General features: G+C 72.8%; 24 protein-coding genes. 13 read left to right on the forward strand and 11 right to left on the reverse strand.

From position 1 onward, the window contains the following. The first annotated feature begins 126 nt into the window (after positions 1 to 126). From panB to ACZ4U4_RS19365, 3 genes are all read left to right on the forward strand, one after another. Positions 127 to 1020, forward strand: a complete 894-nt coding sequence (gene panB / locus ACZ4U4_RS19355; RefSeq protein WP_467875588.1) for a 3-methyl-2-oxobutanoate hydroxymethyltransferase — start codon at positions 127 to 129, stop codon at positions 1018 to 1020. A 121-nt stretch (positions 1021 to 1141) separates the two neighbouring features. Then, a complete protein-coding gene (locus ACZ4U4_RS19360) occupies positions 1142 to 2173 on the forward strand; it encodes an ATP-binding cassette domain-containing protein (RefSeq protein WP_467875590.1) in 1032 nt (343 codons plus the stop codon). Next, positions 2170 to 3000: an ABC transporter permease gene (locus tag ACZ4U4_RS19365; RefSeq protein WP_467875593.1), complete on the forward strand. Its 831-nt coding sequence runs from the start codon at positions 2170 to 2172 to the stop codon at positions 2998 to 3000. The genes ACZ4U4_RS19360 and ACZ4U4_RS19365 overlap by 4 nt, the downstream gene beginning before the upstream one ends. Before the next feature lie 117 nt (positions 3001 to 3117). Here the strand turns inward: ACZ4U4_RS19365 and ACZ4U4_RS19370 are convergent, their stop codons facing one another. Next, positions 3118 to 6549: an AfsR/SARP family transcriptional regulator gene (locus ACZ4U4_RS19370; RefSeq protein ID WP_467875596.1), complete on the reverse strand. Its 3432-nt coding sequence runs from the start codon at positions 6547 to 6549 to the stop codon at positions 3118 to 3120. 323 nt (positions 6550 to 6872) lie between these two features. Between ACZ4U4_RS19370 and ACZ4U4_RS19375 the strand changes: the two genes are divergently transcribed. From ACZ4U4_RS19375 to ACZ4U4_RS19385, 3 genes are all read left to right on the forward strand, one after another. Beyond that, complete coding sequence (locus ACZ4U4_RS19375) at positions 6873 to 7667, forward strand: site-2 protease family protein (protein ID WP_467875884.1); 795 nt, start codon at positions 6873 to 6875, stop codon at positions 7665 to 7667. A gap of 683 nt (positions 7668 to 8350) precedes the next feature. After that, positions 8351 to 9169 (forward strand): helix-turn-helix domain-containing protein, encoded by an 819-nt coding sequence (locus ACZ4U4_RS19380; RefSeq protein WP_467875598.1) that lies wholly within the window; start codon positions 8351 to 8353, stop codon positions 9167 to 9169. Then, the gene (locus ACZ4U4_RS19385; protein WP_467875601.1) at positions 9166 to 9375 is read left to right on the forward strand and encodes a DUF397 domain-containing protein; all 210 of its coding nucleotides are present in this window, start codon (positions 9166 to 9168) and stop codon (positions 9373 to 9375) included. The genes ACZ4U4_RS19380 and ACZ4U4_RS19385 overlap by 4 nt, the downstream gene beginning before the upstream one ends. Positions 9376 to 9477: 102 nt before the next feature. Here the strand turns inward: ACZ4U4_RS19385 and ACZ4U4_RS19390 are convergent, their stop codons facing one another. The 7 genes from ACZ4U4_RS19390 to ACZ4U4_RS19420 form a co-directional block, all read right to left on the reverse strand. Beyond that, on the reverse strand, positions 9478 to 9705 hold the full coding sequence (locus ACZ4U4_RS19390) for a hypothetical protein (protein ID WP_467875604.1): 228 nt from the start codon (positions 9703 to 9705) through the stop codon (positions 9478 to 9480). 179 nt (positions 9706 to 9884) lie between these two features. Then, a complete protein-coding gene (gene npdG, locus ACZ4U4_RS19395; protein WP_467875607.1) occupies positions 9885 to 10640 on the reverse strand; it encodes an NADPH-dependent F420 reductase in 756 nt (251 codons plus the stop codon). Between the two features lie 91 nt (positions 10641 to 10731). Continuing rightward, on the reverse strand, positions 10732 to 11577 hold the full coding sequence (locus tag ACZ4U4_RS19400; protein WP_467875610.1) for a carbohydrate ABC transporter permease: 846 nt from the start codon (positions 11575 to 11577) through the stop codon (positions 10732 to 10734). Further along, positions 11574 to 12557: a carbohydrate ABC transporter permease gene (locus tag ACZ4U4_RS19405; protein ID WP_467875613.1), complete on the reverse strand. Its 984-nt coding sequence runs from the start codon at positions 12555 to 12557 to the stop codon at positions 11574 to 11576. The genes ACZ4U4_RS19400 and ACZ4U4_RS19405 overlap by 4 nt, the downstream gene beginning before the upstream one ends. Then, positions 12554 to 13882 carry an ABC transporter substrate-binding protein gene (locus ACZ4U4_RS19410; RefSeq protein ID WP_467875616.1) on the reverse strand — a complete coding sequence of 443 codons (1329 nt, stop codon included), beginning with the start codon at positions 13880 to 13882 and terminating at the stop codon, positions 12554 to 12556. Before ACZ4U4_RS19410 ends, ACZ4U4_RS19405 begins: the two co-directional genes overlap by 4 nt. After that, positions 13879 to 14970 carry a sialidase family protein gene (locus ACZ4U4_RS19415; RefSeq protein ID WP_467875620.1) on the reverse strand — a complete coding sequence of 364 codons (1092 nt, stop codon included), beginning with the start codon at positions 14968 to 14970 and terminating at the stop codon, positions 13879 to 13881. Before ACZ4U4_RS19415 ends, ACZ4U4_RS19410 begins: the two co-directional genes overlap by 4 nt. 207 nt (positions 14971 to 15177) lie before the next feature. Continuing rightward, on the reverse strand, positions 15178 to 15861 hold the full coding sequence (locus tag ACZ4U4_RS19420; protein ID WP_467875623.1) for a FadR/GntR family transcriptional regulator: 684 nt from the start codon (positions 15859 to 15861) through the stop codon (positions 15178 to 15180). A gap of 179 nt (positions 15862 to 16040) precedes the next feature. Between ACZ4U4_RS19420 and ACZ4U4_RS19425 the strand changes: the two genes are divergently transcribed. From ACZ4U4_RS19425 to ACZ4U4_RS19435, 3 genes are read left to right on the forward strand one after another with little or no spacing between them, the layout of a single operon-like run. Further along, positions 16041 to 17000 carry a dihydrodipicolinate synthase family protein gene (locus tag ACZ4U4_RS19425; protein WP_467875887.1) on the forward strand — a complete coding sequence of 320 codons (960 nt, stop codon included), beginning with the start codon at positions 16041 to 16043 and terminating at the stop codon, positions 16998 to 17000. A gap of 45 nt (positions 17001 to 17045) precedes the next feature. After that, positions 17046 to 18554: a sialate:H+ symport family MFS transporter gene (locus ACZ4U4_RS19430; protein WP_467875626.1), complete on the forward strand. Its 1509-nt coding sequence runs from the start codon at positions 17046 to 17048 to the stop codon at positions 18552 to 18554. A gap of 52 nt (positions 18555 to 18606) precedes the next feature. Further along, positions 18607 to 19230, forward strand: a complete 624-nt coding sequence (locus tag ACZ4U4_RS19435; RefSeq protein ID WP_467875629.1) for a hypothetical protein — start codon at positions 18607 to 18609, stop codon at positions 19228 to 19230. A gap of 22 nt (positions 19231 to 19252) precedes the next feature. Here the strand turns inward: ACZ4U4_RS19435 and ACZ4U4_RS19440 are convergent, their stop codons facing one another. Together ACZ4U4_RS19440 and ACZ4U4_RS19445 are read right to left on the reverse strand one after the other, a co-directional pair. Continuing rightward, positions 19253 to 20329, reverse strand: coding sequence for a sugar ABC transporter substrate-binding protein (locus ACZ4U4_RS19440; RefSeq protein ID WP_467875632.1), 1077 nt, complete (start codon positions 20327 to 20329; stop codon positions 19253 to 19255). Positions 20330 to 20507: 178 nt separating this feature from the next. Next, positions 20508 to 20738, reverse strand: a complete 231-nt coding sequence (locus ACZ4U4_RS19445) for a hypothetical protein (RefSeq protein ID WP_143940444.1) — start codon at positions 20736 to 20738, stop codon at positions 20508 to 20510. A 67-nt stretch (positions 20739 to 20805) separates the two neighbouring features. Between ACZ4U4_RS19445 and map the strand changes: the two genes are divergently transcribed. Both map and ACZ4U4_RS19455 read left to right on the forward strand, forming a co-directional pair. Further along, entirely contained in the window at positions 20806 to 21663 is an 858-nt protein-coding gene (gene map / locus ACZ4U4_RS19450) for a type I methionyl aminopeptidase (RefSeq protein WP_467875635.1), read from the forward strand. Positions 21664 to 21794: 131 nt separating this feature from the next. Further along, entirely contained in the window at positions 21795 to 22472 is a 678-nt protein-coding gene (locus ACZ4U4_RS19455; protein WP_467875637.1) for a biliverdin-producing heme oxygenase, read from the forward strand. A gap of 44 nt (positions 22473 to 22516) precedes the next feature. Here the strand turns inward: ACZ4U4_RS19455 and ACZ4U4_RS19460 are convergent, their stop codons facing one another. Then, complete coding sequence (locus tag ACZ4U4_RS19460) at positions 22517 to 23176, reverse strand: PhzF family phenazine biosynthesis protein (protein ID WP_467875640.1); 660 nt, start codon at positions 23174 to 23176, stop codon at positions 22517 to 22519. A gap of 141 nt (positions 23177 to 23317) precedes the next feature. Here ACZ4U4_RS19460 and ACZ4U4_RS19465 point away from each other — a divergent pair, with 141 nt between their 5' ends. Together ACZ4U4_RS19465 and efeO are read left to right on the forward strand one after the other, a co-directional pair. After that, positions 23318 to 23629, forward strand: a complete 312-nt coding sequence (locus ACZ4U4_RS19465; protein ID WP_467875642.1) for a hypothetical protein — start codon at positions 23318 to 23320, stop codon at positions 23627 to 23629. 431 nt (positions 23630 to 24060) lie between these two features. Continuing rightward, positions 24061 to 25209 (forward strand): iron uptake system protein EfeO, encoded by a 1149-nt coding sequence (gene efeO, locus ACZ4U4_RS19470; protein WP_467875645.1) that lies wholly within the window; start codon positions 24061 to 24063, stop codon positions 25207 to 25209.

Consider the following 25209-nt stretch of genomic DNA (forward strand, 5'->3'; position numbering starts at 1 on the left):
CGGGCCGCCGCGCCGCGAGCGCGCCCGGCGGGCTCCCCCTTCCCCGTCCCGGCGGGGCGTGCCAGCATGGAGGGGATTCCGGAGACGCCGTCAGGGCGCTTCGAGATGAGAACAGGAGCCGTCACCATGACGCAGCTTTCGCCTGCCCGGAAACCGGCCGCGGAGCCCGCAGCGACGCCGCCCGCCGAGCCCGGCAAGACCCTCTACGGCGGTACCCGCTCCCGCCGGGTCACCGTCCGTGACATCGCCGCCGCCAAGCGGCGCGGGGAGAAATGGCCGATGCTGACCGCCTACGACGCGATGACCGCATCCGTCTTCGACGAGGCCGGGATCCCCGTCCTCCTGGTCGGCGATTCGATGGGCAACTGCCACCTCGGCTACGAGTCGACCGTGCCGGTCACGATGGACGAGATCGCCCTGCTGTCCGCCGCCGTCGTCCGCGGCACCGACCGCGCCCTGATCGTCGCCGACCTGCCGTTCGGCGCGTACCAGGAGGGCCCTGTCCAGGCGCTGCGCAACGCCACCCGGCTGGTCAAGGAGGCCGGCGCCGGGGCCGTGAAGCTGGAGGGCGGGGAGCGCTCCGCGCACCAGGTGGAGCTGCTGGTGTCGGCCGGGATCCCCGTCATGGCGCACATCGGGCTGACCCCGCAGTCGGTCCACGCGTTCGGCGGCTACCCGGTCCAGGGCCGCGGTGAGGAGGCCGCGCAGCAGATGTTGCGGGACGCCAAGGCGGTGCAGGACGCGGGCGCGTTCGCGGTGGTCCTGGAGGCGGTCCCGGCGGAGCTGGCCGCGGAGGTCACGCGGTCGCTGCACGTCCCGACGGTCGGCATCGGCGCCGGGGCGGAGTGCGATGCGCAGGTGCTGGTGTGGACGGACATGGCCGGGATGACCGCCGGCCGGGTGCCGAAGTTCGTCAAGCAGTACCTCGCACTGCGGGAGCTGCTGGGCGGCGCGGCGAAGGAGTTCGCCGAGGAGGTCGTCGCCGGGACGTTCCCGGAGGAGCGGCACACCTTCCACTAGCGGTGCCAACGGGGCCGGTGCGTACGCGTACCGGCCCCGTGTCGGCGGCCCGTGGCCGCGGTCCGGCCCCTGTCGGCGGTCTGTCGGTGCGGTATCGGCGGGGCCCGGCACCGTAGGGGGCATGACACGACAGACGAAAACCCCCCGGGGCGGCAACGCCGTGGAGGTGCGCGGTCTGGTCAAGCACTTCGGCGACGTCAAAGCCGTCGACGGGGTGGACCTGGACGTGCGCGAAGGCACCGTGCTCGGCGTACTCGGACCGAACGGCGCCGGTAAGACCACGCTCGTCCGCTGCCTGTCCACGCTGCTCGTCCCGGACGCCGGGAGCGCCCACGTCGCCGGGTACGACGTGGTGCGCCAGCCGCGGGCGCTGCGCCGCACCATCGGGCTGACCGGCCAGTACGCCTCGGTCGACGAGAAGCTCTCCGGCTACGAGAACCTCTACATGATCGGCCGGCTGCTCGACCTGTCCCGCAAGGACGCCCGGCGCCGCGCCGACGAGATGCTGGAGCGGTTCTCGCTCACCGAGGCCGCCAAGCGCCCGGCCGCGAAGTACTCCGGCGGTATGCGCCGCCGCCTCGACCTCGCCGCGTCCATGATCGGACAGCCCGCCGTCCTCTACCTGGACGAGCCGACCACCGGCCTCGACCCGCGCACCCGCAACGAGGTGTGGGAAGAGGTGCAGCGGATGGTCCGCGAGGGCGCCACCGTGCTGCTGACCACGCAGTACATGGAGGAGGCCGAACAGCTGGCCAACGAGCTGACGGTCATCGACCGCGGCCGGGTCATCGCCGAGGGCCTCGTCGACGAGCTGAAGGCCAAGGTCGGCGGCCGCACCCTGCAGATCCGGCCCGCCGACCCCACCGCCCTGGACGCGGTGGCCGCGGCCCTCGCGGGCGCCGGGCTCGACGGCCTCGGCGGCGCGACGCCCGACCCCGCCGAGGGCGTCGTCAACGTCCCCATCATCAGCGACGAACAGCTGACCGCGGTGATCGGTCTGCTCGGCACGCAGGGCATCGCCCTGGCCGGGATCAGCACCCATCTGCCCAGCCTGGACGAGGTGTTCCTCGCCCTCACCGGCCAGAAGTCCTCGGAGGCACCGGCCGACGGCGCGCCGGCGAACGACCAGCAGTACGCGGAGGTATCGGCATGAGTGCCGCGACACTGACACCGCCGGCGACGAAGCCGGGCGCCGACGAGGGCCGGATCGGGCTGCGGGCCAATCTGCGCCACATCGTCGCGCTGGCGCGGCGCAACGCCCTCCAGATCAAGCAGGATCCCGAGTCGATGTTCGACGTCCTGCTGATGCCGATCATCTTCATCCTGCTGTTCGTGTACGTCTTCGGCGGCGCCATCGCCGGCAAGGGCCATCAGCAGCAGTACGTGCAGTATCTGGTGCCCGGCATGATGGCGATGATGGGCATGAACATCGCCATGGCGGTGGGCACCGGCGTCAACGAGGACTTCCGCAAGGGCGTCATGGACCGCTTCCGGACCATGCCGATAGCCCGCTCCTCGGTGCTGATCGCCAAAATCGTCGTCGAGATCGGCCGGATGCTGATCGCCACCGCGATCCTGCTGGTCATGGGCTTTCTGCTGGGCCTGGAGATCAAGGGCGGCTTCCTGCCGTTCCTCGCCTCGGTCGCCCTGTCGACGGTGTTCGGCGCCGCCCTGATGTGGATCTTCATCCTGCTGGGGCTGTCGGTGAAGACGCCGCAGGCGGTGCAGGGGCTGGCGATGATCGTCCTGATGCCGCTGCAGTTCGGCTCGTCGATCTTCACGCCGACCGCGTCGATGCCCGGCTGGCTGGAGGGCTTCACCAAGGTCAACCCGCTCTCCAACCTCGCCGACGCCGCCCGCGCCCTGATCGGCGGGCACGGTGCGGTCGCCCACCCCACGCTGATCACGCTCGGCTGGGCGGCGGTCATCACGGCGGTCACCATGCCGCTGGCGGTCAAGAAGTTCCGTACCAAGACCTGATCCGGTGCGGAGAAGCGCCCCGCGGCGGGGGCGGACCCGTTCCGCCGCCGGCCCGGACCGGGCCCTGACGCGCCCGGGGGCCGTGGAGCCCCCGGGAGACACCTCGCCCGGCTCGCGTCAGATGAGGGCGGTGGCCTCCTCCAGGGAGAGGCCGCCGCCTTCGGCGTGCCCCCGCTCGTACGCCGCGTCGCCGACCGCCGTGCGGACGTCCGCCTCCGCCGACGCCCTCAAGAACCGGATCGTCCGCGGCGGGACGTGCCCCGGCGACCACAGTGCGTCGTACGCGCCCACCAGCCGCGCCGCGTCCCGCCCGGCTTCGGCGCCGTGCTCCGTGAGCAGCACCCGTGCACCAACGAGCAGTTGGGTCACCGGCAGGTCCGGGGCCACCAGCCGGGTCAGCTCGCCCTGCATCTTGGCGACGGCCGACCGCAGCCGCGCCCGCAGCCCGTCGGAGCGGCCCGCCTCGACATCCACGGTGACCAGCGCCGCGTCCACCATCCCGGCGAACAGGTCCGGGCCCCAGGTCAGCGATTCCGCGCGGACCAGCCTCAGTTGCTCACGCGCCGCCTCCAGCCGCCCCGTCACCAGCAGATGCATCGCCAGCGTCAGCCGGGCGAACGGCAGCGCGTCCCGCCCGGCTGCCAGATCCTCGGTCCGCGCCAGCACCTCGCGCAGCAGCCGCTCCCCCTCCGCCTCCCGCCCGTCCTCGATGAGCACCCCGCCCAGCCGGGTCCGCAGGACCAGCGTCTGACCGTGGGCGCCCAGGTCACGGGCGTACCGCATCGCCGCGCGGTAGTCGTCGGCGGCGAGCGCGTACCGGCCGCACGCCTCCCGGGCCTCGCCGCGCCCCGCCAGCGCCTCGGCGACGCCCCAGTCGTCGCCGATCTCCAGGAACAGCCGCAGCGCCTCATCCGCGTCCCGGCCCGACTGCTCCAGGCCGCCGGGCCGCTCGCTGAGGATCTTCGCGCGCAGCTGGAGGACGTACGCCAGCTCCCAGTCGTAGCCCAGCGCGCGGCAGGCGGCCACGCCCTGGTCGACGAAGGCGATCAGGTCCTCCTGGCGCCCGGAGAGCAGCACCGGGTAGAACCAGAGCACGCCCGGCACCCGGCAGGTCTGCGGGACACCCCCGCGGTACGCGGCGAGGATCCCGGCCATCTCCTCCTTCCGCTCCGGATCGGTGAAGACCTCCGTATACGTCTCCGCACACGTCAGCTCCACCAGCCGCACCTCCCGGCGGGCCTCCACCAGCTGTTCCGGGCTCATCGGCGGCGGCGCGTCGATCGGCCGGTCGTAGAGGCGCGGCGCCGGTGTGACGGGCGGCAGGAAGGGGTTGGGGCCCAGCGCGCCCGCCGCCCGCGACCAGGTGCGGGCGTCCGCCCGGTGGTCGCGCAGGCCCCAGAACCACTGGAGCGACAGCACCAGGCAGAGCGCCTCGTGCTCGTCACCCGCGGCGACGGCGCGGCGCAGCGCGGTGCGCAGGTTGTCGTGCTCCAGCTCCAGCCGCTCCAGCCAGATCCGCTGGCCGGGGCCGCGCAGCAACGGGTCGGCGGTGCGGGCCAGTTCGCGGTGGGCGACGAGGTGGCGGCGCTCGGTGGCGGCGCGTTCGCCCGCCTCGTCCAGCCGCTCGCCCGCGTACTCGGCGACCGTCTCCAGGAGGCGGTGGCGCATCCGGCCGTCGGCCACCGGGGCGGCGACCACCAGCGATTTGTCGATCAGGGAGCCGAGGACGGCGGCCACCTCGCGCCGGTCGACGCCGTCGCCCGCGCAGACCTCCTCGGCCAGCTCCGGGTCCCAGCCCCCGGCGAAGACGGACAGCCGCCGCAGCACGGCGCGCTCGGGCGCGTCGAGGAGGTCCCAGGACCAGTCGACGACGGCGCGCAGCGTCTGCTGGCGGGGCAGTGCGGTACGGCTGCCGCTGGTCAGCAGCCGGAAACGGTCGTCGAGGCGGTCGGCGATCTGCCGCGGGGAGAGCATCCGCAGCCGGGCGGCGGCCAGTTCGACGGCGAGCGGCAGCCCGTCGAGGCGGCGGCAGATCTCGGCGCAGGCGGCCGGGTCGTCGTCGGCGCGGAAGCCGGGCCGGGCGGCGGCGCCCCGGTCGGCGAGGAGCCGCAGCGCCACCGGGTCGGGCAGCGGCTCCACCGGGCGCAGCACCTCGCCGGGGACGGCCAGCGGCTCCCGGCTCGTCGCCAGGAGCGTCACGCCCGGGCAGTCGGTCAGCAGCCGCTCGGCGAGCGCGGCGGCGGCACCGACGACGTGTTCGCAGTTGTCGAGGATCAGCAGCATCCGGTGATCGGCGCAGTGCTCGGCGAGGCGGCCCAGCGGGTCGAGGGCCGTGGGGTCGGTGGCGGCGCGCAGCCCCTCGGCGGTGGAGCCGCGGACCACCGTCTCACGGGCGCCTAGGGCGGTGAGCACGGCCTCCGGCACGGTCGCCGGGTCGTCGACCGGCGCCAGCTCCACCAGCCACACGCCCTGCGGCCAGGCCCCCGGCAGCCCCGCCGCGGCCGCCTCCGCCCCCTCCTGCGACAGCCGCGTCTTGCCCGCGCCACCGGGCCCCAGCAGCGTGACCAGCCGGTGCGCGGCGAGATCGGCCCGCAGCCCGGACAGCTCCTCGTCCCGGCCGACGAAGGAGGTCCAGCGGGCCCGGAGGTTGCCGGGGAGCGGAGCGGCGGGGGCCGCCGGGGGCTCCGGGTGCGGGTGGGGTGCGGCGAGGGCCGCAGGTACGGCGGGCTCCGCGGGCGCGGCGGGCGCAGCGGCCCCGGCGGCCCCGGCGGTCCCTGCCGTCCCGGTGGGCGCAGCCGCCCCGGCCGTCCCCTCCGGTCTCAGCAATTCCCCGTACAGCTCGCGGAGTTCCGGCCCCGGGTCCGCGCCGAGCCGGTCGGCGATGTCCCGGCGGATCTCCTCGTAGGCGGCGAGCGCCTGGGCGGTGCGGCCGGCGGCGCGCAGCGCCCGCAGCCGCAGCGTCTGCAACGGCTCGTCCAGCGGATGCTCCCGGCACAGCGCGTCCAGACCCGGCAGCGCCTCCTCGGCCCGCCCGAGGGCGAGGTCCGCGGCGAACCGCACCCGGCGGGCGTCCAGCCGCCGCCGCTCGGCCCGGACCGCGTCCGTACGGGCCGCCGGGAGGTCGACGAGGGCGGGGCCCCGCCACAGCGCCAGCGCCTCGTCCAACGCCGCGGCGGCCCGGTGCGGGTCGCCGCCGCCGAGCGCCGCGGCACCGTCCGCGGTCAGCTGCTCGAACCGCGCCAGATCCACCGCGCCGGGCTCCGCGCAGAGCCGGTAGGTGCCGTCGGACGAGGCGACGGCCGTGTGCCCCAGGGCCCGCCGCAACCGTCCGACCAGCGCCTGGAGCGCGCCGTTCGCGTCCGCCGGCGGGTCCATCCCCCAGATGTCCGCGATCAGCGCGTCGGTGGGCAGCGCCCGGCCGGGCCGCAGCGCGAGCGCCGCCAGCAGCGCGCGCAACCGTGCGCCCCCGAGGGGCACGGCCGTCCCGTCCGCCCTCAGTGCCTGCGTCGTGCCCAGAATTCCGTACCGCACCCGAACATTGTCGGTCACGTTCCGCCCTCTTCCTCCCCATACGGCCCGCCGCCCCCGGAACGGGCCCGCCCCACCTTCTCCCGGGCGCCCGCCCCGCGACCACCGGATTGCGCGCCGGGGCACCGGCGGCGCGCCCCGGCACGGGGTACGGGGCGGCGCCCGGAGCCGCCCCGTGCGCGGCGCACGCGCCGCGGTGCACGCCCCGCTCGCCGGTTCCCCCGGCCCCGTGCGCGGACCGCCCCGCCGCCGATACGGTCGGGGCTACCGTCACCCGGACCGTGCGGCCCGGCCACGCCCCGTACGCACCGTCCACCGCCGTCCGCATCTGGGAGCCCCGCACGATGACCACCGCCGTACGGTCCGCCGAGCGCCGCATCAGCCCGGTCTTTCTCTCACTCGTCGCCGTGATGGCGGTCTCGGGGTGGGCCGTCTGGAGCGAGCAGCTCGCCGCGAGCACCGGGTTCGCGGTGTTCCTGTTCATCGTCTCCGGCTGGGTGGTCTCGCTCTGCCTCCACGAGTACGCCCACGCCAGGACGGCGCTGCACAGCGGCGACACCTCCGTGGGCGCCAAGGGCTATCTGACGCTGAACCCGCTCAAGTACACCCACGCCCTGCTGAGCATCGTGCTGCCGGTGATCTTCGTGATCATGGGCGGGATCGGACTGCCCGGCGGCGCGGTCTTCATCGAACGGGGCCGCATCCGGGGCCGCTGGCGCGACAGCCTGGTCTCCGCCGCCGGCCCGCTCACCAACATCCTCTTCGCCGCCGTCGTCACCGCCCCCTTCTGGCTGCACGCCCTGGACGGCGTCCCCGACCCGTTCCGCTACGCCCTGGCGTTCCTGGCCCTGCTCCAGGTGACGGCGGCGATCCTCAACTTCCTCCCCGTCCCGGGCCTGGACGGCTACGGCATCCTCGAACCCTGGCTCTCCCCCGGCCTGCGCCGCCAACTGGCCCCCTTCGCCCCGTTCGGCCTGCTGGCGGTCTTCGGCCTGCTGTGGGTCCCGGAGATCAACCACGCCTTCTTCCAGCTCGTGGACACCGTCCTCGACACCCTGGGCGTCACCCGCTGGGACTCCTACTGGGGCCAGGAATTCTTCCGCTTCTGGCAGGGGGAGCCGCAGGTTCCGGTGCGGTAGGGGTACGGGACGGGGCGGGGCCCGGCGTCAGGCCGTGGGCGCCGCCTCCGTCCCGGCGACACGGGCGAGCGTCAGATCCCGTTCCCACCGGGATCACCGCGGCGCGGGGGAGCCGTACGGTTTCCGTCCGCCCTCCCCCGTCCGCGCACCGGGCGGTGGTCAGGATGATCCCGGAGATGAACGCGCGCGTCAGCGGCGGCGCTCTGGTCGCGTGCCTTGGCCGCCTCACCCAACAGTTTTCCTGCGGCGACGCACGCGGAACAGGATTGATCAACCGTCAAGCCATTACTGCCGAAAGGGCCATCGACCCAGACAGAGTATTCACTCATTTCAAGGGCCTCCCGTCGTGCGCCGCACGGTTCGCACGCCGGGCGTTATTCGTCTCCTTCAACTTTCCACTGAGGTCCTTGGTACTCCCGACCGTTTTCTTCTTCTCCGTCTCACTCATCGACGATCCTCCACCGGCGGGCGCACTCCCCGCCCGGACCACCCTCGTCCGGCATTTCTCGCAAGCCCGTTCTCCACGTACCTCTGTTGCATATCCGCGCTCCCAACACGCCTCGCTTGTGGGACAGTTCGTTTGTACAGCCACCTCGGGCACCCTCCGTCCCGGTTCGGAAGCCGGAAACTTTAAAAGGGCCCGATAAGGCTTTAACGGCAGCGGATAAAGAAAGGGACACCCCGTGGGCGACACTCCGCAGACCCCTGCGCATTACATCGGCAGAGAGTTACGACGCCGACGAGAGGAACGCGGGTGGGCACAGAAGAATCTGGCGCGGGCGGCGGGGATGTCACCGAGCCGCGTGGCCCAGATCGAAACAGCGGCGGTGCCCGCCACGCTGGAGAACTGGCAGAAGATCGATGCGGCGTTCGGTGACAGCCCGGCCGGGTACTTCGAACGGTTCTGGCGGTTCCTGGAGCAGGCTCCCTTTCTCCAGAACTGGTTCGACCGCTACGTCGAACTCGAACGGGTCGCGGTCTCCATCAGCGAGTACGCCACGACGGTCGTGCCGGGCCTGCTGCAGACCGAGGATTACGCCCGTGCGCTGCTGCGCGAAGGGGCGTTCACTCAGGACGAGGTGGAGGTGCGCGTCAAGGATCGCCTGGCACGGCAGCAGATTCTGACGCGGGAGGACAATCCTCCGGCCACCTGGTTCGTCATCGACGGCGCCACGCTGTCACGGCCGGTGGGCGGACCAGGCGTGATGGTTGAGCAGCTGGACCACATACTCACCATGACCAAGCAGGCCAACGTCTTCGTGCAGGTCCTGCCGGTGTCCGTCGGCGCCCATCCTGCACTGGGCGGACTACTGGCCATCCTGGCGTTGCCCGAAGGCCCGAACGTTGCGTACCTGGAAGGTTCAGGGCTGGGGAACCTGGTGGAAGAATCGGCGCGGGTGGCCCAGTACGGGCTGACCTACGATCGCGTTCAGATGCTGGCACTCACGCCCGAGGAGTCGGCGCTCGCCATCCGCCGAGCAATGGAGGAATACGCAGCATGAGCACTCATCCGCGGCATCTGATCGGGGCCGACTGGCAGAAGTCGAGCTACAGCGACCAGCACGGGGGATCGTGTGTCGAGGTCGCACGCAACCTCGTCTCCGACCTCGGTGCGCTTCCCGTCCGGGACAGCAAGGACCCCCACGGCCCGGCCATCGCCGTTTCGCCGGTCGCCTGGATGACGTTCCTGACCGGCCTCAAGGCGTAGCCGCGAGGATTCACCCCCGGCTCTCCGCAGCCCCTCGGAGCCCCCGCCGTGACGACGGGGGCTCTCTGCTGCCCTCACCGGTTAGGGGCGCGGGGCCCGGCGTCACGCCGTGGGCGCCGCCGCCTCCCCCTCCGCCGCCCGGGTCATCCGGTCGCGGCGGACGTAGAACCACGCCATGTTGCTGGAGATGCCGGCCATCAGGATCCAGACGATGCCGAGCAGGCTGCCCTGGACGAACGAGACGACGGCGGCCGCCACGGCGAGGACGCAGACCACGACGGCGAAGACGGCCAGTCGGGGTGCCGGGCGGGACGAGGGAACGGAGGGCATGGCGGTCGGCTCCTGTCGGGAATGGTGTGGTCCCTCCCAGTGTCCCCCATGGGTTCCGGGGGCCCGGCGGGGGTCGGGGCGCAGGGCATCGCGCCCGCGCCGGCCGTGCCGTCCCCCGCCGGGCCGTCCGCGTCGGCCGTACCCCGCCGTGCCGTCCCCGCCGGTTCCCCGTGGGTGTCTCACACGTCGGTGAGGCGCACCCCGGCGTGGGCCTTGTACCGGCGGTTGACGGAGATCAGGTTGGCGACGAGGGATTCGACCTGGTGGGCGTTGCGCAGGCGGCCGGCGAAGACGCCGCGCATGCCGGGGATGCGGCCGGCCAGGGCCTGGACGAGGTCGGTGTCGGCGCGGGACTCGCCGAGGACCATCACATCGGTGTCGATCTCGTGGGTCTCCGGGTCCTGGAGGAGGACGGCGGAGAGGTGGTGGAAGGCGGCGGTGACGCGGGAGTCGGGCAGCAGGGCGGCGGCCTGTTCGGCGGCGCTGCCCTCCTCGGGCTTGAGCGCGTAGGCGCCCTTCTTGTCGAAGCCGAGGGGGTTGACGCAGTCGATGACCAGCTTGCCGGTCAGCTCCTCGCGGAGGGATTCGAGGGTCTTGGCGTGGCCGTCCCAGGGCACCGCGACGATGACGATGTCGCTGCGGCGGGCGCACTCGGCGTTGTCGGCGCCCTCGACGCCGTGGCCGAGTTCGGCGGCGGCGCTCTGCGCGCGGTCGGCGGCGCGGGAGCCGATGATCACCTTCTGCCCGGCCTTGGCGAGACGGTAGGCGAGGCCGCGGCCCTGGTCACCGGTGCCGCCGAGGACGCCGACGGTGTGGCCGGAGACGTCGGGCAGGTCCCACGGGTCACGCTTGAGGGCGGCCTTGGCGCGGGTCGCGACGTTCTCGGAGAAGGCGGGGTCGGCGGAGCCGGCGGGGTTCTGGTCAGCGGTAGTCATGGCAGTGATGGTGCCATGGGCGGCGGGGTCGCGGATCATGCTGTGGACGGGCCTTTCGATCGTGGCCAGGAGGCCGCCGGGGCGCCCGCTGTCACGCCTTGAGGCCGCCGTCGGCCAGCCCCGTACGCCAGTACCGCTGGAGGACCGTCATCAGGAGCATCAGCGGGATGACGGAGAGCAGCGCGCCGCCGACCGTGTACTGGTAGAGGACGGGGTTGCGGTCGGCGTAGCCGGTCCAGGTGGTGAGGCCGAGCTGGACGGGGTAGAGCCGCGAGTCGGAGAGCATGACCAGCGGCAGGAAGTAGTTGTTCCAGATGTGCACGAACTGGAAGAGGAAGACGGTGACGAGGGCGGGCGTCATCAGCCGCAGCCCGAGCGTGGCGAAGATCCGGGTCTCGCCCGCGCCGTCGATCCGCGCCGCCTCCAGGAGCGCGTCCGGGACGGCGGCGGTCGCGTAGATCCGGCAGAGGTAGACGCCGAACGGGCTGACCGTGCCGGGGAGCAGGACCGCCCAGGAGGTGTTGGCCAGGCCCAGGTCGCTGAAGAGGAAGTACAGCGGGAGGGCGAGGGCGGTGCCGGGGAGCAGGACCCCGGCGAGGACCACCCGGAAGACCGTCTCGCGGCCGCGGAAGGCGTATTTGGCGAGGGCGAAGCCCGCGGCGGCGGCCAGCACGGTGGCGGCGGTGGCGCCGATCCCGGCGTAGAGCAGGGAGTTGGCGAACCAGCGGACGTAGACGCCGTGGTCGTACGCGAGGACGGCGCCGAGGCGGTCGAGCGGGTGCGGGTGGGCGAACCAGAAGCCGAAGGTGCCGAAGAGGTCGGCGGTGTTCTTGGTGGCGGAGACGGCGAGCCAGTAGACGGGGGTGAGGAAGTAGAGGGCGGCGACGGTGAGGAGGGAGGCGGTGAGGATGCGGTGGCGCAGCGGCGGGGTGGTCATCCACAGTCCGTTCCGCGGCCGGCGGTCAGCCGCAGGAAGGTGAAGGAGAGGACGCAGGCGACGAGGGCGAGCAGCACCGCCTCGGCGGCGGCGAGGTGCGGGTTGTCGCCGGTGAACGCCTCGCTGTAGGCGTGCAGGTTGGGGGTGTAGCCGGAGTCGATGGCGGAGGCGAGAGGGCGCAGGACCATCGGTTCGGCGAAGAGTTGCAGGGTGCCGATGATGCTGAAGACGCCGGTGAGGACGAGCGCGGGCCGGATCAGCGGGATCTTGATGTGCCGGGCGAGGTGCCAGGCGCCCGCACCGTCGATGCGGGCGGCTTCGTACAGCTCCGGTGGTACGGCCTTGAGCTGGGCGATCAGGACGAGCATGTTGTAGCCGGTGAACTGCCAGGTCACGATGTTGGCGAGGGACCACAGGACGGTGTCGCGGGCGAGGAAGTCGACGTGGACGCCCAGGTGTCCGGCGATCTCGACGAGCGGGCTGATGCCGGGGACGTAGAGGAAGCCCCACAGGAGCGAGGCGATGACGCCGGGAACGCCGTACGGGAGGAAGAAGGCGGTCCGGAAGAACGGGACGCCGCGGGCGCTCGCGCTCTCCAGGAGGAGGGCGAGGGCGGTGGCGAGGACGATCATCAGGGGGATCTGGACGGCGCCGAAGAGCAGGACGCGGCCGAAGCCGGCGAGGAAGGTGGGGTCGCCGAGGGCCTGGGCGTAGTTGTCGAGCCCGGCGAACGTCTCGGTCGGGTGGCCGCCGAGGCCCAGCGGTCCGGTGCGGTGGGTGCGGTGGACGCTCTGGTACACCGCGTACCCGAGCGGGGCGAGGAAGCAGAGGACGAAGAGGGCGAGGAAGGGCAGGAGCAGGACGGCGGCGGCGCGGGTGTGGCGGGTCCGGGCGCGGCGCGGGCGGCGGCCGCGCGGGGGGCGTGCGGGGCGGGCGTGCGCGCGGGGGGCGCGTGGGCGGGTGAGGGCGGTGCGGCTCATGTGCCGCTCACCGCGTCGAGGCCCTTGTTCTTCAGGTCGGTGACGGTGGCGCGCTGGACGTCGGCGAGGACGGAGCGGAACGGGGTGCCGTCGGCGAGGGCGCGAGTGAAGGCGTCGCCGAGGCGCTGGTAGAGGGTGTCGACGCCGGGGCCCCATTTCCAGGCGGTGTCGACATGGGCTCCGGCGTCGGCGAAGACCTTGCTGTATTCCTGACCGCCGAAGAAGGCGCGGTCGACATCGAGGTCTTCGGTGGCATAGCCGTTCGCGGCGCCGGGGAATCCGTATCCGCCGTCGATGAGGAGGGCGACGGATTTCGGGTCGGTGTTGAGCCAGAGTGCGAATTCGAGGGCGTCCTCGGGATAGGAGGCGGCGGCGAGGACGGCGGTGGTGGAGCCGCCCCAATTCGCCTGCGCGTCGGCGCCTTTTCTCCATTGAGGAAGGGGGGTCACCCGCCATTTCCCGGCGGTTGCGGGCGCATTTCCGGCGAGCAGGGCATCGCCCCAGCTGGCGCCGATCCAGGCGGGAATGGCGCCGGTCTGGATGTCCTTGTACCAGGCGTTCTGGCGGTCCGGGATCGTCTTGACGAGTTTCCTTGTCACGAGGGATTCCCAGTAGTCGGCGACGCGGCGGGTGGGGGCGTCGTCGAGGTGGACGGTCCAGGTCTCGCCGCGGGCGGAGTACCAGGCGGCGCCCGCCTGCCAGGCGAGACCGGCGAAGCGGTTCCCGTTGGTGGGCGCGAAGGTGTCGATCCAGGCGCCTTTCTTACGAATGGTGACGGCAGCGGTTTCGTACGCGTCCCAGGTGTCCGGTGGTTCCAGGCCCCATTTCCGGAAGAGGTCGTGGCGGTAGAAAAGGCCCATGGGGCCCGATGCCTGGGGAATGGCGTAGATGCCGTCGCCGAAGACGGATTGTTGCCACTGCCAGCCGACGAAACGCTTCCGGTGCCGGGCGGCGCCGAGGGTGGCGAGGTCGTAGAGCCCGTTGTCGAGGAGGAAGCTGGGGATGACGGGGTATTCGATCTGGGCGAGATCCGGTGGGTTTCCGGCTTTGATGGCCGCGTGCATCTTGGCGTACTGCTGGCCGCCCACCGCGGAGACCTTTTCGACGGTGACCTGGACGTCGGGGTGGGTGCGGTTCCAGAGGTCGACGGGTCGGTCGATGCCGGGGACCCAGGACCAGAAACTGAGGTGGATCTTCTCGCCCTTCTTGCGGCGGCGGGGTGCGGCGGGCCGGTCGGCGGCGCCGGAGCAGCCGGCGAGGGTGGCGGTGGCCGCGGCGGCTGCCGTGCCGAGGACCGTTCTGCGGCGCAGGGGGCGGTGGATCACAGCAGTTCCTCCACGGGGATGCGGCGGAAGGTGAGCGTGGTGTACGCGCTGAAGTCGCCGGTCTCGTGGAGGAGTCCGACGGTTTCGGGGTCGGCGCGGACGAGGTCGCTGTATCCGGCGGGGCGGCCGGAGACGGTGTGCGCGGGGCGCCAGGTGCGGCCGTGGTCGCGGCTGGTGCGGACGGTCATCAGGGCGCGGGCGCCCGGGTCGGCGGGCCCGGCGTACAGCAGGGTGTCGTGGTCGGTGAGGTGGAGGAGGCTGCCCTGGCAGGCGGGTCCGGTGAGGCCGGCCTGCGGGCGGAACGGGGCGGTGAGGCGGGCGCCGCCGTCGGTGGAGCGGGCGTCGGCGTGGTGCCAGGCGGCGGGCGCCTGGTTGCGGGTGACGAAGTGGAGGGTGCCGTCGGGGAGTTCGGCAGCGGTGGTTTCGTTGGGTGCGACGGAGGGGTGGTGGCCGCCGTCGGTGAGGCCGATGCGCCAGGTGGCGCCGGAGTCGTCGCTGAGGAGGGTGTGGGCGCGGTCGCAGGCGGGTTCGGTGCCGTCGCCGTCCGGGGTGTCCGGGGGCACGGAGTGGTTGGCGGGGACGACGAGCCGCCCGGTGTGCGGGCCGTGGCGGAGCCGGAGGGCGTGGCCGGGGCCGGTGGCGTACCAGCGCCAGGAGGGATGTTTCACCTGGTCGGTGAGGTCGCGGGGCGCGGTCCAGGTGGCGCCGGAGTCGTCGCTGTGCTGGAGGTGGACGCGGCGGCCGTCGGCGGGGGTGACGAGGCCGCGGCGGATGCGGTCCTCGGTGGCGTCGGCGGCGTTGTGGACCTGGAGGAGCAGGATGCGGCCGGTGGCGAGGGTGACGGGGGCGGGGTTCCCGGCGGTGCCGGTGCCGTTACGGGCGACGGTCTGGAGCGGGCCCCAGGTGCGGCCGCCGTCGGTGGAGCGTTTGAGGACGAGGTGGATGGTGCCGCTGTCGGCGGCGGAGTGGCGGCGCCCCTCGGCGAAGGCGAGGAGGTCACCGGAGCGGGCGCGGACGACGGCGGGGATCCGGAAGGCGGCGTAGCCGTCGTCCCCGGCGCGGTACGGCACCGACGTCTCGTATGCCACGGGGCACCCCCATCGGCCGGACGTAGGACGTCCCTCGTCCTGCGGTGACCATAAGGAGCGCCCCACAGAGCGTCAAGGGACCTGGGATGTCCCGATTTCGTGTCGCGGGGGTCGGCGACAGCCGAGCTGCCGGAGCGTTAACTACCGGTGAACCGGGTCGGGTTGCGGGAGGGGGCGACACCGGCGCCCCCGGCCCCCCGCCCCGCCTCACTCCGCCAACCGTCGCCGGATGTCCCCGAAGTGCCGGTGCATCGCCTCGACCGCGCGGTCCCCGTCGCCGTCCTCCAGGGCGGCGACGATCTCGGCGTGCTGATGGTGGGTCACCCGGGGGTCGCGGGGGCCGTCGGCGAGATCGTCGCTGACCCGGCGGAGCGCGTCCCAGAACGCGTCGAGGACGTCGCTGAGCAGCTGGTTGCCGAGGGAGCGGTAGAGCGCGAGGTGGAAGGCGCGGTCGGTGGAGCGGTTGACCTGCCCGGCGGCGGCCTCCTCCCCCATGCGGTCGACGAGGCCCTTGAGGGCGGCGAGGTCCTCGGGCGGCAGATCGCGGGCGACGGTGGCGATGAGGCCGGACTCCAGCGCCTCGCGGACCTCCATCAGCTCGTAGAGGCTGGATTCGCCCTGGTGGTGACGGACGGCGGCGCGGAAGGCGACGCCCTCGACGAACGGTTCGAGGGTGAGCGGGCCGACGTAGGTGCCGAAGCCGTGCCGGATCTCGACGATCCGCATGGCCTGGAGCGCCTTGAGCGCCTCGCGGACGGAGTTGCGGCTGACGTCGAGGAGGGCGACCAGTTCGGCCTCGGTGGGCAGCGGGTCGCCCGGGGTGAGCCTGCGCTCCAGGATGAGCTGCTTGATCTGCGCCTGGACGTCCTCGGACAGCGTGCCTCGCGCCATGAATCTCCCTCTCCCGCATCTGCCGTGCGGCGGTCGGCGACGCGCCCCCGTACGGGGCCCGGCACCCTTGACCGACCGCGTGTCCACCTGGCTATTGTGACCCAGACATAGGACATCCCATGTCCGATGTCTCGCAGGACGGTACGCCCGCCCGCCCCCGCACCACCGCTGGAGAGCCCATGGCACTGCCCGCACCGCTGCACGGCGTCGTCCCCCCGGTCTGCACCCCCCTCGATCCGCGCGGCGAGGTCGACACCGCCTCGCTCACCCGCCTGGTCCACCACCTCCTCGACGGCGGCGTCCACGGGCTGTTCGCGCTGGGCTCGACCGGTGAGGTCGCCCACCTCACGGACGATCAGCGCGCCCAGGTCCTCGACACCGTGGTCCGGGCGGCGGGCGGCCGCGTCCCGGTGCTCGCCGGCGTCATCGACACCACCACCCCCCGCGTCCTCGCGCACGCCACCGCCGCCGCCCGCCTCGGCGCCGACGCCCTCGTCGCCACCGCGCCGTTCTACACCCGCACCCACCCCCGCGAGATCGCCGCGCACTTCCGCAGGATCCGTGCCGCCGTCGATCTGCCGCTCCTCGCGTACGACATCCCGATGGCCGTCCACACCAAGCTGCCCGCCGCGCTGGTGCGGGAGCTGGCGGCGGAGGGCACGCTGGCCGGGCTCAAGGACAGCAGCGGGGACGAGGCCGGGCTGCGGCGGCTCCTGGTCGCGCTGGGCGGCCGCACCGGGCGCCGCACCGGCCCGGCGCCCGGCTTCTCGGTGCTGACCGGCTCCGAACTCACCGTGGACGCCGCGCTGCTGGCGGGCGCGGACGGCGTGGTGCCCGGCCTCGGCAACGTCGACCCGGCCGGGTACGTCCGCCTCCACGACGCGGCACGGGCCGGGGACTGGGCGGCGGCCGCCGCCGAACAGGAGCGGCTGGCGGCGCTGTTCGCCATGGTGGACGTCGGCCCGGAGGCCGAGATGGGGCGCGGCTCGTCGGCGCTCGGGGCGTTCAAGGCGGCGCTGGCGCTGCGCGGCGTCCTCACGCACGGCACGACCGCCGCGCCGCAACTCCCGCTGGACGAGGCGGCCGTCGCCGAGGTCGGCCGGCTGCTGGCGGCCGCCGGGCTGCTCCCGGCGCGGTGAAGCCCGCGCCATAGACCGCGCACGTCCGGCCCTCTTGGAGGCACCGTGCCCACTCCGCAGCGGCCGCGGGCCGCCGTTCCGTGGTACCGGGAGGTGGGCCGCGCCCGGTGGAAGGCGTTCTTCGCCGCCTGGCTCGGCTATGTCCTGGACGGTTTCGACTTCGTCCTCATCACGCTCGTGCTGACCGAGATCGGCGCGGAGTTCCACCTGGACACGGTGGCGGCGGCCGGGCTGGTGTCGGGGGCGTTCATCACCCGGTGGCTGGGCGGTGCGGTGCTCGGGGCGGTCGGGGACCGCTTCGGGCGGCGGACGGCGATGATCGCGTCGATCGCGCTGTACGCGGGCGCCACCTTCGCCTGCGGCTTCGCCTGGGACTACACCAGTCTGTTCACCGCCCGGCTGCTGATCGGCATGGGCATGGCCGGTGAGTACGGCGCGAGCGCGACATACGTCCTGGAGAGCTGGCCGGCCCGGTTCCGCGGCCGGGCCGGCGGCTTTCTGATCTCCGGTTTCTCGCTGGGCTCGGTGGCCGCCGCCGAGTGCTACAAGTGGGTCGTCCCGGCGCTGGGCTGGCGCTGGATGTTCTACCTGGGGCTGGCGCCGCTGGCGGTGGCGCTGTGGGTGCGCCGGTCGCTGCCGGAGACGGCCGAGTGGCGGGCGGCCGTCGGGGAGCGGGCCGCCGCGCCGAACCCGTTCCGGCCGCTGTTCGCGACGCCGCTGCGGGCGGCGGTGAACACCGCGGTGGCGGCGGTGGCGACGGCGGCGCTGTTCGGGGTGTTCACACCGGTCGGCGCGGGTGCGGTGCCGGAGCTGGCGGTGACCGGCGGGGCGGCCCTCGTCGCGCTGGCGGTGCAGCTGGGCGGCGCCCGCGGCTGGGTGCTGTATCTCGCGCTGAGCGCCACGGTGTTCGCCGCGTTCCTCTACAGCTGGCCGCTGCAGGCGCTGTTACCGACGTATCTGAAGACGGAGCTGCACTACGACGCGGGGCAGGTCACCGACGTCCTGTACTTCGCCGGGTTCGGCACGATGGCGGGCTGCTGGCTGGCGGGGTTCGCCGGGGACCGGTTCGGGGCGCGGCGGGCGTACGCGTACACGCTGCTGGCGTCGCTGATGTTCGTCTTCCCGGTGTTCGCGGTCGCGGACCATCTGGTGCTGCTCGGGGTGCTGCTCTTCGTCCTCCAGGGGCTGAGCACCGGGGCCTCCGGGCTGCTGCCGCGCTATCTCGGCGGGCACTTCCCGACCGCGGGCCGCGGCGCCGGGCTGGGGTTCACCTACAACGTGGGGGCGCTGGGCGGGGCGGTGGCGCCGGTGCTGGGGGCGCACCTCGCCGAGGGCCGGTCGCTGGGCGGGGCGCTGGCGGGGCTGACGTTCGCGGGGACGCTGCTGGTGGTGGTGGTGATCGGCGGCGATGTGCCGGGCCGGCTGCACCGGCTGCGGAATCCGGACGCGCCGCGCGACCATCTCGCCGCGGAGCCGGACGCCGCCGCGGACGGAACGGCGGCCCCCGGGGCGGCGGAGGGGGCCGCCCCGGGGGCCGCACCCCCTTTCGGGTGAAGTGCGGGCGGGGCGGCCCGGGGCGGCAGGGGCTGGGCGAGGATGCCGGGCCATGGATGCCGTAAGAGTCGCACTGCTGCGGGACGTTCTCGCCGGGACGGAGTGGCTGCAGGCCACCCGCCGCTTCGGTGGGGCGCTGCGCTCCTCGGTCACCCCGCACGGCGGGCTGCTGCTGGTGGGCGGCGAGACGTACGAGCCGTGGCATCTGGCCGCGCATCTGGACGACGAGGCGGCCTGGTCGGGGCTGCCGGAGCTGTCGCCGACGCTGGTACGCCACCGGGTGCCCGCCGGGAGCCCGGCGCATCTGGCGGTCTCCACGGAGCGGCTGGCGGCGGCCGGGCGCGGGGACACGCTGCTGGTCGTCTCGCCGTGGGCGCCGGGGGCCGGGCTGCTGGAGCGGGTCGACGACGCCCGGCGCAGTGGCGCCACGGTGCTGGCGCTGGACGGCGGGGACGCCGAGCTGCACGCGCTGGCGCACGAGGCGCTGGCGGCGCCGCCGTCGGCGGACGCGGGCGGTGCGGACGCCTCGCCGCTCGATCTGGAGACGGTGCAGCACCTGGTCAGCGCGGCCGCCGGGGAGAACGGCGGGCCCGCGCCGCGCGGGGGCCGCCGCTTCCGCGACCGGCTCTCCCGGCTGGCCGACGCGCTGACGTCACCGCCGCCGCCCCGGTGGTGACGGGTGGCGGGCCCGGCGCCCGTCAGTCGATGCCGAGGGCGGTGCAGTCGGCCTTGAGTTCCTTGGTGCAGATGAGATCGGCGCGGACCGCACCGTCGCGGATGACGGTGTCCGCCATGTTTTTCCGGGTGACGATCCGGGCGCTGAAGAGCTTGGCGGGAATATGCGAATGGCTCTTGCTCGCGACGGTTGTCGGGGTCAGGTAATCGATGCTCTTTCCCTGGAGCAGATCGACCGCAATTTCCCCGGCGGTTTGCGCCTCGGGCCTGACTTCCTTGTAGACGGTGAAGGTCTGAACGCCCTTCACCAGCCTTTGCAGTGCGGTGAGTTCGGCGTCCTGACCACCGATCGGAAGGTGCGCACCGGCCTTCTCCAGCACCTCGGCGGCGGCGCCCGCCATTCCGTCGTTGGCGGCGTAGACCGCGTCGAATCCGTTCGGGCCGAGGGTGTTCACCGCTTCGGCGACCTTCTTCCGGGCCAGCGGTACGGACCAGCTGGGGATGTCCTTCTCGTAGACGATGTGGCCGACCTTGTGGTCGAGGACGGCGTGGGCGCCCTTCTTGAAGGAGGCGGCGTTGGGGTCGGAGGGCGAGCCGTTCAGCATCAGCACCCGGGCGGTGGCCGCACCCGTGCCGAGGGCGGCGATCAGGCCCTCGGCCTGCAGTTTGCCGATCTTCTCGTTGTCGTAGGAGACATAGGCGGCGACGTCGCCCTCGGCGAGCCGGTCGTAGGCGACGACCTTGACGCCCTTCTTGGCGGCGGCGTCCACCCACGGGCCGGCGGCGCGGGAGTCGACCGCGTCGAGGACGATGACGCGGACGCCGCCGTCCACCATCTCCTCGAACTGGCGCCGCTGCGTCTCCACGTCACCGGCGGCATTCCGGTATGCGAGCTTGCACTCCAGACAGCGCGAGGCGATCTTCGAGGCCATGATGCGGCGGTCGAAGTCGTCGTAACGCTCGGCTTTGTCCGGCAGCAGCAATCCGATGGAGCTGTCGTCGTTCCGCGGCTTCGGCTGATCACTTCCGCAGGCGGCCAGCGGCAGGGCCAGGGAAAGAGTCAATGCGCCGATGAAAAATCTGCGCGGTTGTGCGTGCATTTCGAAATCTCCCCCGTGGGCCGCTCGGAACGGCTGAAGTGAACGCCACTACCAGTCGTAACGTCAAGAATCGGGAGAGTAACGATATGAAATCGGATGCAATGCAGGGAGGGCGCCGGAACGCCCTTCTTCGTCAGGACTTCATCGCCCGCCGCGGGCGCACCCCGCGGCGGGTCCATCAGGATTCCGGGTCGTCCTTCTTGCCGCTGTCGTGCCAGCGGGGGTCGGTCTCCCACTCCAGGTTGCGTTCGCGGGCCGTCTCCATGGCGTGCGCCGCCTCCTCGCGGGTGGCGTACGGCCCGAAGCGGTCGGCGGCCCGGCATTCGGGGCCCTCCTCGACCTTCTGGTGCCGCAGGCAGTAGAACCACTCTCCGGGCCTGCCCTCGGTCCGCCTCTTGAACAGCGCCATCGCCGCCTCCTGTGGTCCGTTTCCGTGCCGCCATCCTGCCCGATGGCCCGCCGATACACTCGCTGGCATGTCTGGCCAGTCGCTTCTTGTCCCGGGGAAGATCTCCCCCACCCGCCCCGTCCCCGCCTCGATCCCGCGGCCCGAGTACGTCGGGAAGGCCGCGCCCACGCCGTACAGCGGTCCCGAGGTCCAGGACGCCGAAACGATCGAGCGGATGCGGATCGCCGGCCGGATCGCCGCACAGGCGATGGAGGAGGCCGCCAAGCTGATCGCCCCCGGCGTGACCACCGACGAACTCGACCGGGTGGCCCATGAGTTCATGTGCGACCACGGCGCCTACCCGTCCACGCTCGGCTACCGCGGCTTCCCCAAGTCGCTGTGCTCCTCGCTCAACGAGGTCATCTGCCACGGCATCCCCGACTCGACCGTCCTCAAGGACGGCGACATCGTCAATCTCGACGTGACCGCGTTCATCAACGGCGTGCACGGCGACAACAACGCCACGTATCTGTGCGGCGAGGTCGACGAGGAGTCGAAGCTGCTGGTGGAGCGGACGCGGGAGGCGCTCAACCGCGCGATCAAGGCGGTGAAGCCGGGCCGGCAGATCAACATCATCGGCCGGGTCATCGAGTCGTACGCCAAGCGGTTCGGCTACGGCGTCGTGCGGGACTTCACCGGGCACGGCATCAACACATCCTTCCACTCCGGTCTGATCGTTCCGCACTACGACAGCCCGCACCACACGACGGACATCGTGCCCGGCATGACGTTCACCATCGAGCCGATGCTGACGCTGGGCTCGTACGAGTACGACATGTGGGAGGACGGCTGGACGGTCGTGACGAAGGACCGCAGGCGGACCGCGCAGTTCGAGCACACGCTGGTGGTCACGGACACCGGCGCGGAGATCCTCACGCTGCCCTGACCAGGGACTACGCGGCGCGGCGCCACCGCGCGCCGGATGTTTACCGACAGACCGTCGGGAACGGGTTGACCCGGGCCTCCGCCGCGGGTCTACTCGGACTTACCCGAGCAGCCCGTTCCCGGAGGTCAGCTTTGGACATCCGCAGCACGGCCCCGCCCGCGCCCACCCCCTTCTCCGCGCAGCTGCGCACCGCCTCGCGCCCGCAGCACGACGCCACCTCGGGCGACTCGTTCCTGGCCGACCTCATCGGCGCCCGGCACGGTGTGACCGCCTTCCGCTGCTACACCGAGCAGCTGTGGTTCGTCTACGACGCGCTGGAGGAGGCGGCGGAGCGGCTGGCGCGGGACCCGGTCGCCGGTCCGTTCGTCCGCCCCGAGCTGACCCGCGCGCCGGAGCTGGCGCGCGATCTCGCCCACTTCCACGGCCCGTCCTGGCGCACGCGGGTGGCGCCGCTGCCGGAGACGGCGGCGTACACCGACCGCATCCGGCACTGTGCGCGCCACTGGCCCGGCGGCTACGTCGCACACCACTACACCCGCTATCTCGGCGACCTCTCGGGCGGCCAGGTGCTGCGCGCCACCGCCGAGCGGGAGTGGGGGTTCGCACCCAGGGGCGACGGGGTGCGGTTCTACGTCTTCGAGCGGATCGCCAACCCCGCCGCCTTCAAGCGGGAGTACCGCGCACTGCTGGACGCGATCCGGGCGGACGATCTGGAGAAGCAGCGGATCATCGACGAGTGCAGGCGGGCCTTCGCGCTGAACGATGCGGTGTTCCGTGCGCTGAGCGAGCAGTTTCCGTTGAGCGCGTAGCGGCGGGCCCGGGGCGGGGCGCGGTGCACCCCGCCCCGGCGCCGTCAGGCCCGTCGCACCCGGCCGCCGACCTCGACGGTGCCGTCGGGGCCGGGCCGGGTCCGGATGCGGGAGGCCGCGCCCTGGTGGATGCCCAGGGGGCGGCCGAGTTGTGCGGCGAGGAGGAGGGCGGCGGCGCCGGTCGCCTCGTCCTCGGTGATGCCGTCGCCGCGGCGGGGGAAGCCGCGGGCGCGCACGGTCCCGGCGGTCTCGTCCTGCCAGGCCCAGGCGTAGAGCCAGCCCTCGCCGGGCGGCGGTGCGGGCAGCGCGTCGACCTCGGCGGGCGAGCCGTACCGCACGCAGCGGCGCTCGGTTACCCAGGCGGCGCGGCCGCGCACCCAGACCGTGTCGCCCTCGTAGGCGACGGCCACCTCACCGGCCGGCGGGCGCAGGGCGGCGGGCGGGCGGCCGAGGTCGCGCAGCAGCCAGGCGAGGCCGACGAGGGGGTGGCCGGCGAACGGGAGGCGGACGGAGGGGGTGTGGATGTCGACGGTGGCGCGGGCCGGGTCGTCGAGGAACACCGTTTCGCTGTAGCCGAGTTCGGCGGCGAGGGCGGCGCGTGCGGCGCGGTCCGGCAGGGCGGCGCCGTCGCGGACGACGCCCAGCGGGTTGCCACCCGCGCCGTCGTCGCCACAGAACACCCGGAGCACTTCGATGTCGATCATCGGGCCATTCTGGGGGCCGGAGCCCGACGGCGATGTGACACAGGTCACACACATGGGTGTCATACGAGGCGCCGCCCGGATCCGTGTGCAGAGGGACGGGGCCACAACGGGGCCCCGCACCACGGGGAAAGGATGCACACGATGCGTAACAGGCGAATTCTCGGCGGCGTGTTCGCGACCGTCGCGCTGACGGTGGCCGCGCTGGGCGCGACACAGACCACCGCCGGCGCCGCGACCGTCACCGAGGCGAAGGCCGCCGCCCCGGCCGCCCACGCCGCCCCGCAGTACAAGCCGATGGACGGCCCGCCCGGAACCGTCTGGACGGGCAAGAAGTTCTGGACGCTCAGCGGTTGCCAGGAGGCCGGTACGGACCTGGTGTCCAGCGGCAAGTGGGCGGACCCGTTCTGCGACGGCGGCGGCCTCCAGTACGACCTGTGGGCGCGCCCGCTGTAACGGACACCGGGGCCGGATGGTGATCCGACCCCTCGGCACCACCCCGTCCCGTGCGGAACCGCGGCCGCGCGGGGCGGGCGGTGCACCTCGATACGGCAGCCGGGCGGCCACCTCGACGAGGGGTGGCCGCCCGGCTCCGTCGCGTACGGGCAGCGGACTCCCCAGCGGGCGGAGTCGCATGCAATCGGTGGCCGAAAAGGGCAGGTCGGAGCCGCCCAGCCCGGCGGCAGGCCGTCACGGCCACCCCACCACCACGCCCCTTACTTGGCGTTTTGATGACTTTTCCGTGACGTAATTCCGGCCATTCCGTCATCGGACCGTGTCCCATGAGAGCCGGATCACGGGCTTGGGGGGCATCTTTCAGGTAAGCCTCAGATAACTTAGGTCTGCCTTAGCGCCCCTTACCGTTCCTCGCCTCCACTGGAGCCCGCATGCGAGCCCTCCGCTCACCCGTCGTCGCCGCCGTCGCCGTGGCCGCGGCCCTGACCGTCGTCTCCGGCTGCGCGGCCAAGAGCGACGGCAAGGGCGGCAAGGGGGTGATCGAGGTGACGGCGAGCGACAGCGCCTGCGAGCTGTCGGCCGACACGTTCCCCGCCGGACACGTCCGCTTCGCCGTGCAGAACAAGGGCTCCAAGGTCACCGAGGTCTACGTCTACGCGCCCGGCGACCGCATCGTCACCGAACGGGAGAACATCGGCCCCGGCACCCGCGCGGAGATCACCGCCGAGATCAGGCCGGGCCACTACGAGGTCGCCTGCAAGCCCGGCATGAAGGGCAGCGGCATCCGCCAGAAGGTGACGGCCGACGGCAAGGGCGCCGACGCCAAGCGCGACCCCCGCCTCGACTCCGCGGTCGCCGCGTACCGCACCTACGTCCAGCAGGAGGCGGACCGGACGCTGCCCGCCGCGCAGAAGTTCGCCGACGCGGTGCGCGCCGGGGACGTCGAGGAGGCGAAGAAGACGTACGCCCTCTCGCGCGTCGGCTGGGAGCGGACCGAGCCGGTCGCCGAATCGTTCGGGGACATCGACCCCAAGGTCGATGTGCGCGCGGACGGGCTGGAGGACGGCCAGAAGTGGACCGGCTGGCACCGGCTGGAGAAGTCGCTCTGGCAGGACAAGAAGATCACCGCGGGCGACAAGAAGCTCGCCGCGCAGCTGATGACCGACCTGAAGGACTGGCAGAAGCGCGTCGGCACCGCCGACATCACGCCGACCAGCATGGCCAACGGCGCCAAGGAACTCCTCGACGAGGTCGCCACCGGCAAGGTCACCGGTGAGGAGGAGCGCTACAGCCACACCGACCTGGTCGACTTCCAGGGCAACGTCGAGGGTGCGCAGAAGGCGTACGAGCTGCTGAAGCCGGTGGTGTCGAAGAACGATCCGGAGCTGGCGAAGGAGCTGGACCGGCAGTTCAAGGCCCTCCACACCCAGCTCGACGACCACCGCGACAAGGGCTCCGCCGACGGCTTCGTCTCGTACGACACGGTCGGCAAGGACGCCCGCAAGAAGCTGTCGGACAGCGTGAACGCGCTGGCCGAGCCGCTGTCGAAGCTGGCCGCCGCCGTGGCGGTGACCAAGTGA

This window comes from Streptomyces sp. NPDC029159, assembly GCF_055564055.1.

Coding starts and splice junctions, on each gene's coding strand:
- panB (WP_467875588.1), top strand. CDS start 127: ATGACGCAGCTTTCGCCTGCCCGGAAACCGGCCGCGGAGCCCGCAGCG.
- ACZ4U4_RS19360 (WP_467875590.1), top strand. CDS start 1,142: ATGACACGACAGACGAAAACCCCCCGGGGCGGCAACGCCGTGGAGGTG.
- ACZ4U4_RS19365 (WP_467875593.1), top strand. CDS start 2,170: ATGAGTGCCGCGACACTGACACCGCCGGCGACGAAGCCGGGCGCCGAC.
- ACZ4U4_RS19375 (WP_467875884.1), top strand. CDS start 6,873: ATGACCACCGCCGTACGGTCCGCCGAGCGCCGCATCAGCCCGGTCTTT.
- ACZ4U4_RS19385 (WP_467875601.1), top strand. CDS start 9,166: ATGAGCACTCATCCGCGGCATCTGATCGGGGCCGACTGGCAGAAGTCG.
- ACZ4U4_RS19390 (WP_467875604.1), bottom strand. CDS start 9,705: ATGCCCTCCGTTCCCTCGTCCCGCCCGGCACCCCGACTGGCCGTCTTC.
- npdG (WP_467875607.1), bottom strand. CDS start 10,640: ATGACTACCGCTGACCAGAACCCCGCCGGCTCCGCCGACCCCGCCTTC.
- ACZ4U4_RS19400 (WP_467875610.1), bottom strand. CDS start 11,577: ATGACCACCCCGCCGCTGCGCCACCGCATCCTCACCGCCTCCCTCCTC.
- ACZ4U4_RS19405 (WP_467875613.1), bottom strand. CDS start 12,557: ATGAGCCGCACCGCCCTCACCCGCCCACGCGCCCCCCGCGCGCACGCC.
- ACZ4U4_RS19420 (WP_467875623.1), bottom strand. CDS start 15,861: ATGGCGCGAGGCACGCTGTCCGAGGACGTCCAGGCGCAGATCAAGCAG.
- ACZ4U4_RS19425 (WP_467875887.1), top strand. CDS start 16,041: ATGGCACTGCCCGCACCGCTGCACGGCGTCGTCCCCCCGGTCTGCACC.
- ACZ4U4_RS19435 (WP_467875629.1), top strand. CDS start 18,607: ATGGATGCCGTAAGAGTCGCACTGCTGCGGGACGTTCTCGCCGGGACG.
- ACZ4U4_RS19440 (WP_467875632.1), bottom strand. CDS start 20,329: ATGCACGCACAACCGCGCAGATTTTTCATCGGCGCATTGACTCTTTCC.
- ACZ4U4_RS19445 (WP_143940444.1), bottom strand. CDS start 20,738: ATGGCGCTGTTCAAGAGGCGGACCGAGGGCAGGCCCGGAGAGTGGTTC.
- map (WP_467875635.1), top strand. CDS start 20,806: ATGTCTGGCCAGTCGCTTCTTGTCCCGGGGAAGATCTCCCCCACCCGC.
- ACZ4U4_RS19460 (WP_467875640.1), bottom strand. CDS start 23,176: ATGATCGACATCGAAGTGCTCCGGGTGTTCTGTGGCGACGACGGCGCG.
- ACZ4U4_RS19465 (WP_467875642.1), top strand. CDS start 23,318: ATGCGTAACAGGCGAATTCTCGGCGGCGTGTTCGCGACCGTCGCGCTG.
- efeO (WP_467875645.1), top strand. CDS start 24,061: ATGCGAGCCCTCCGCTCACCCGTCGTCGCCGCCGTCGCCGTGGCCGCG.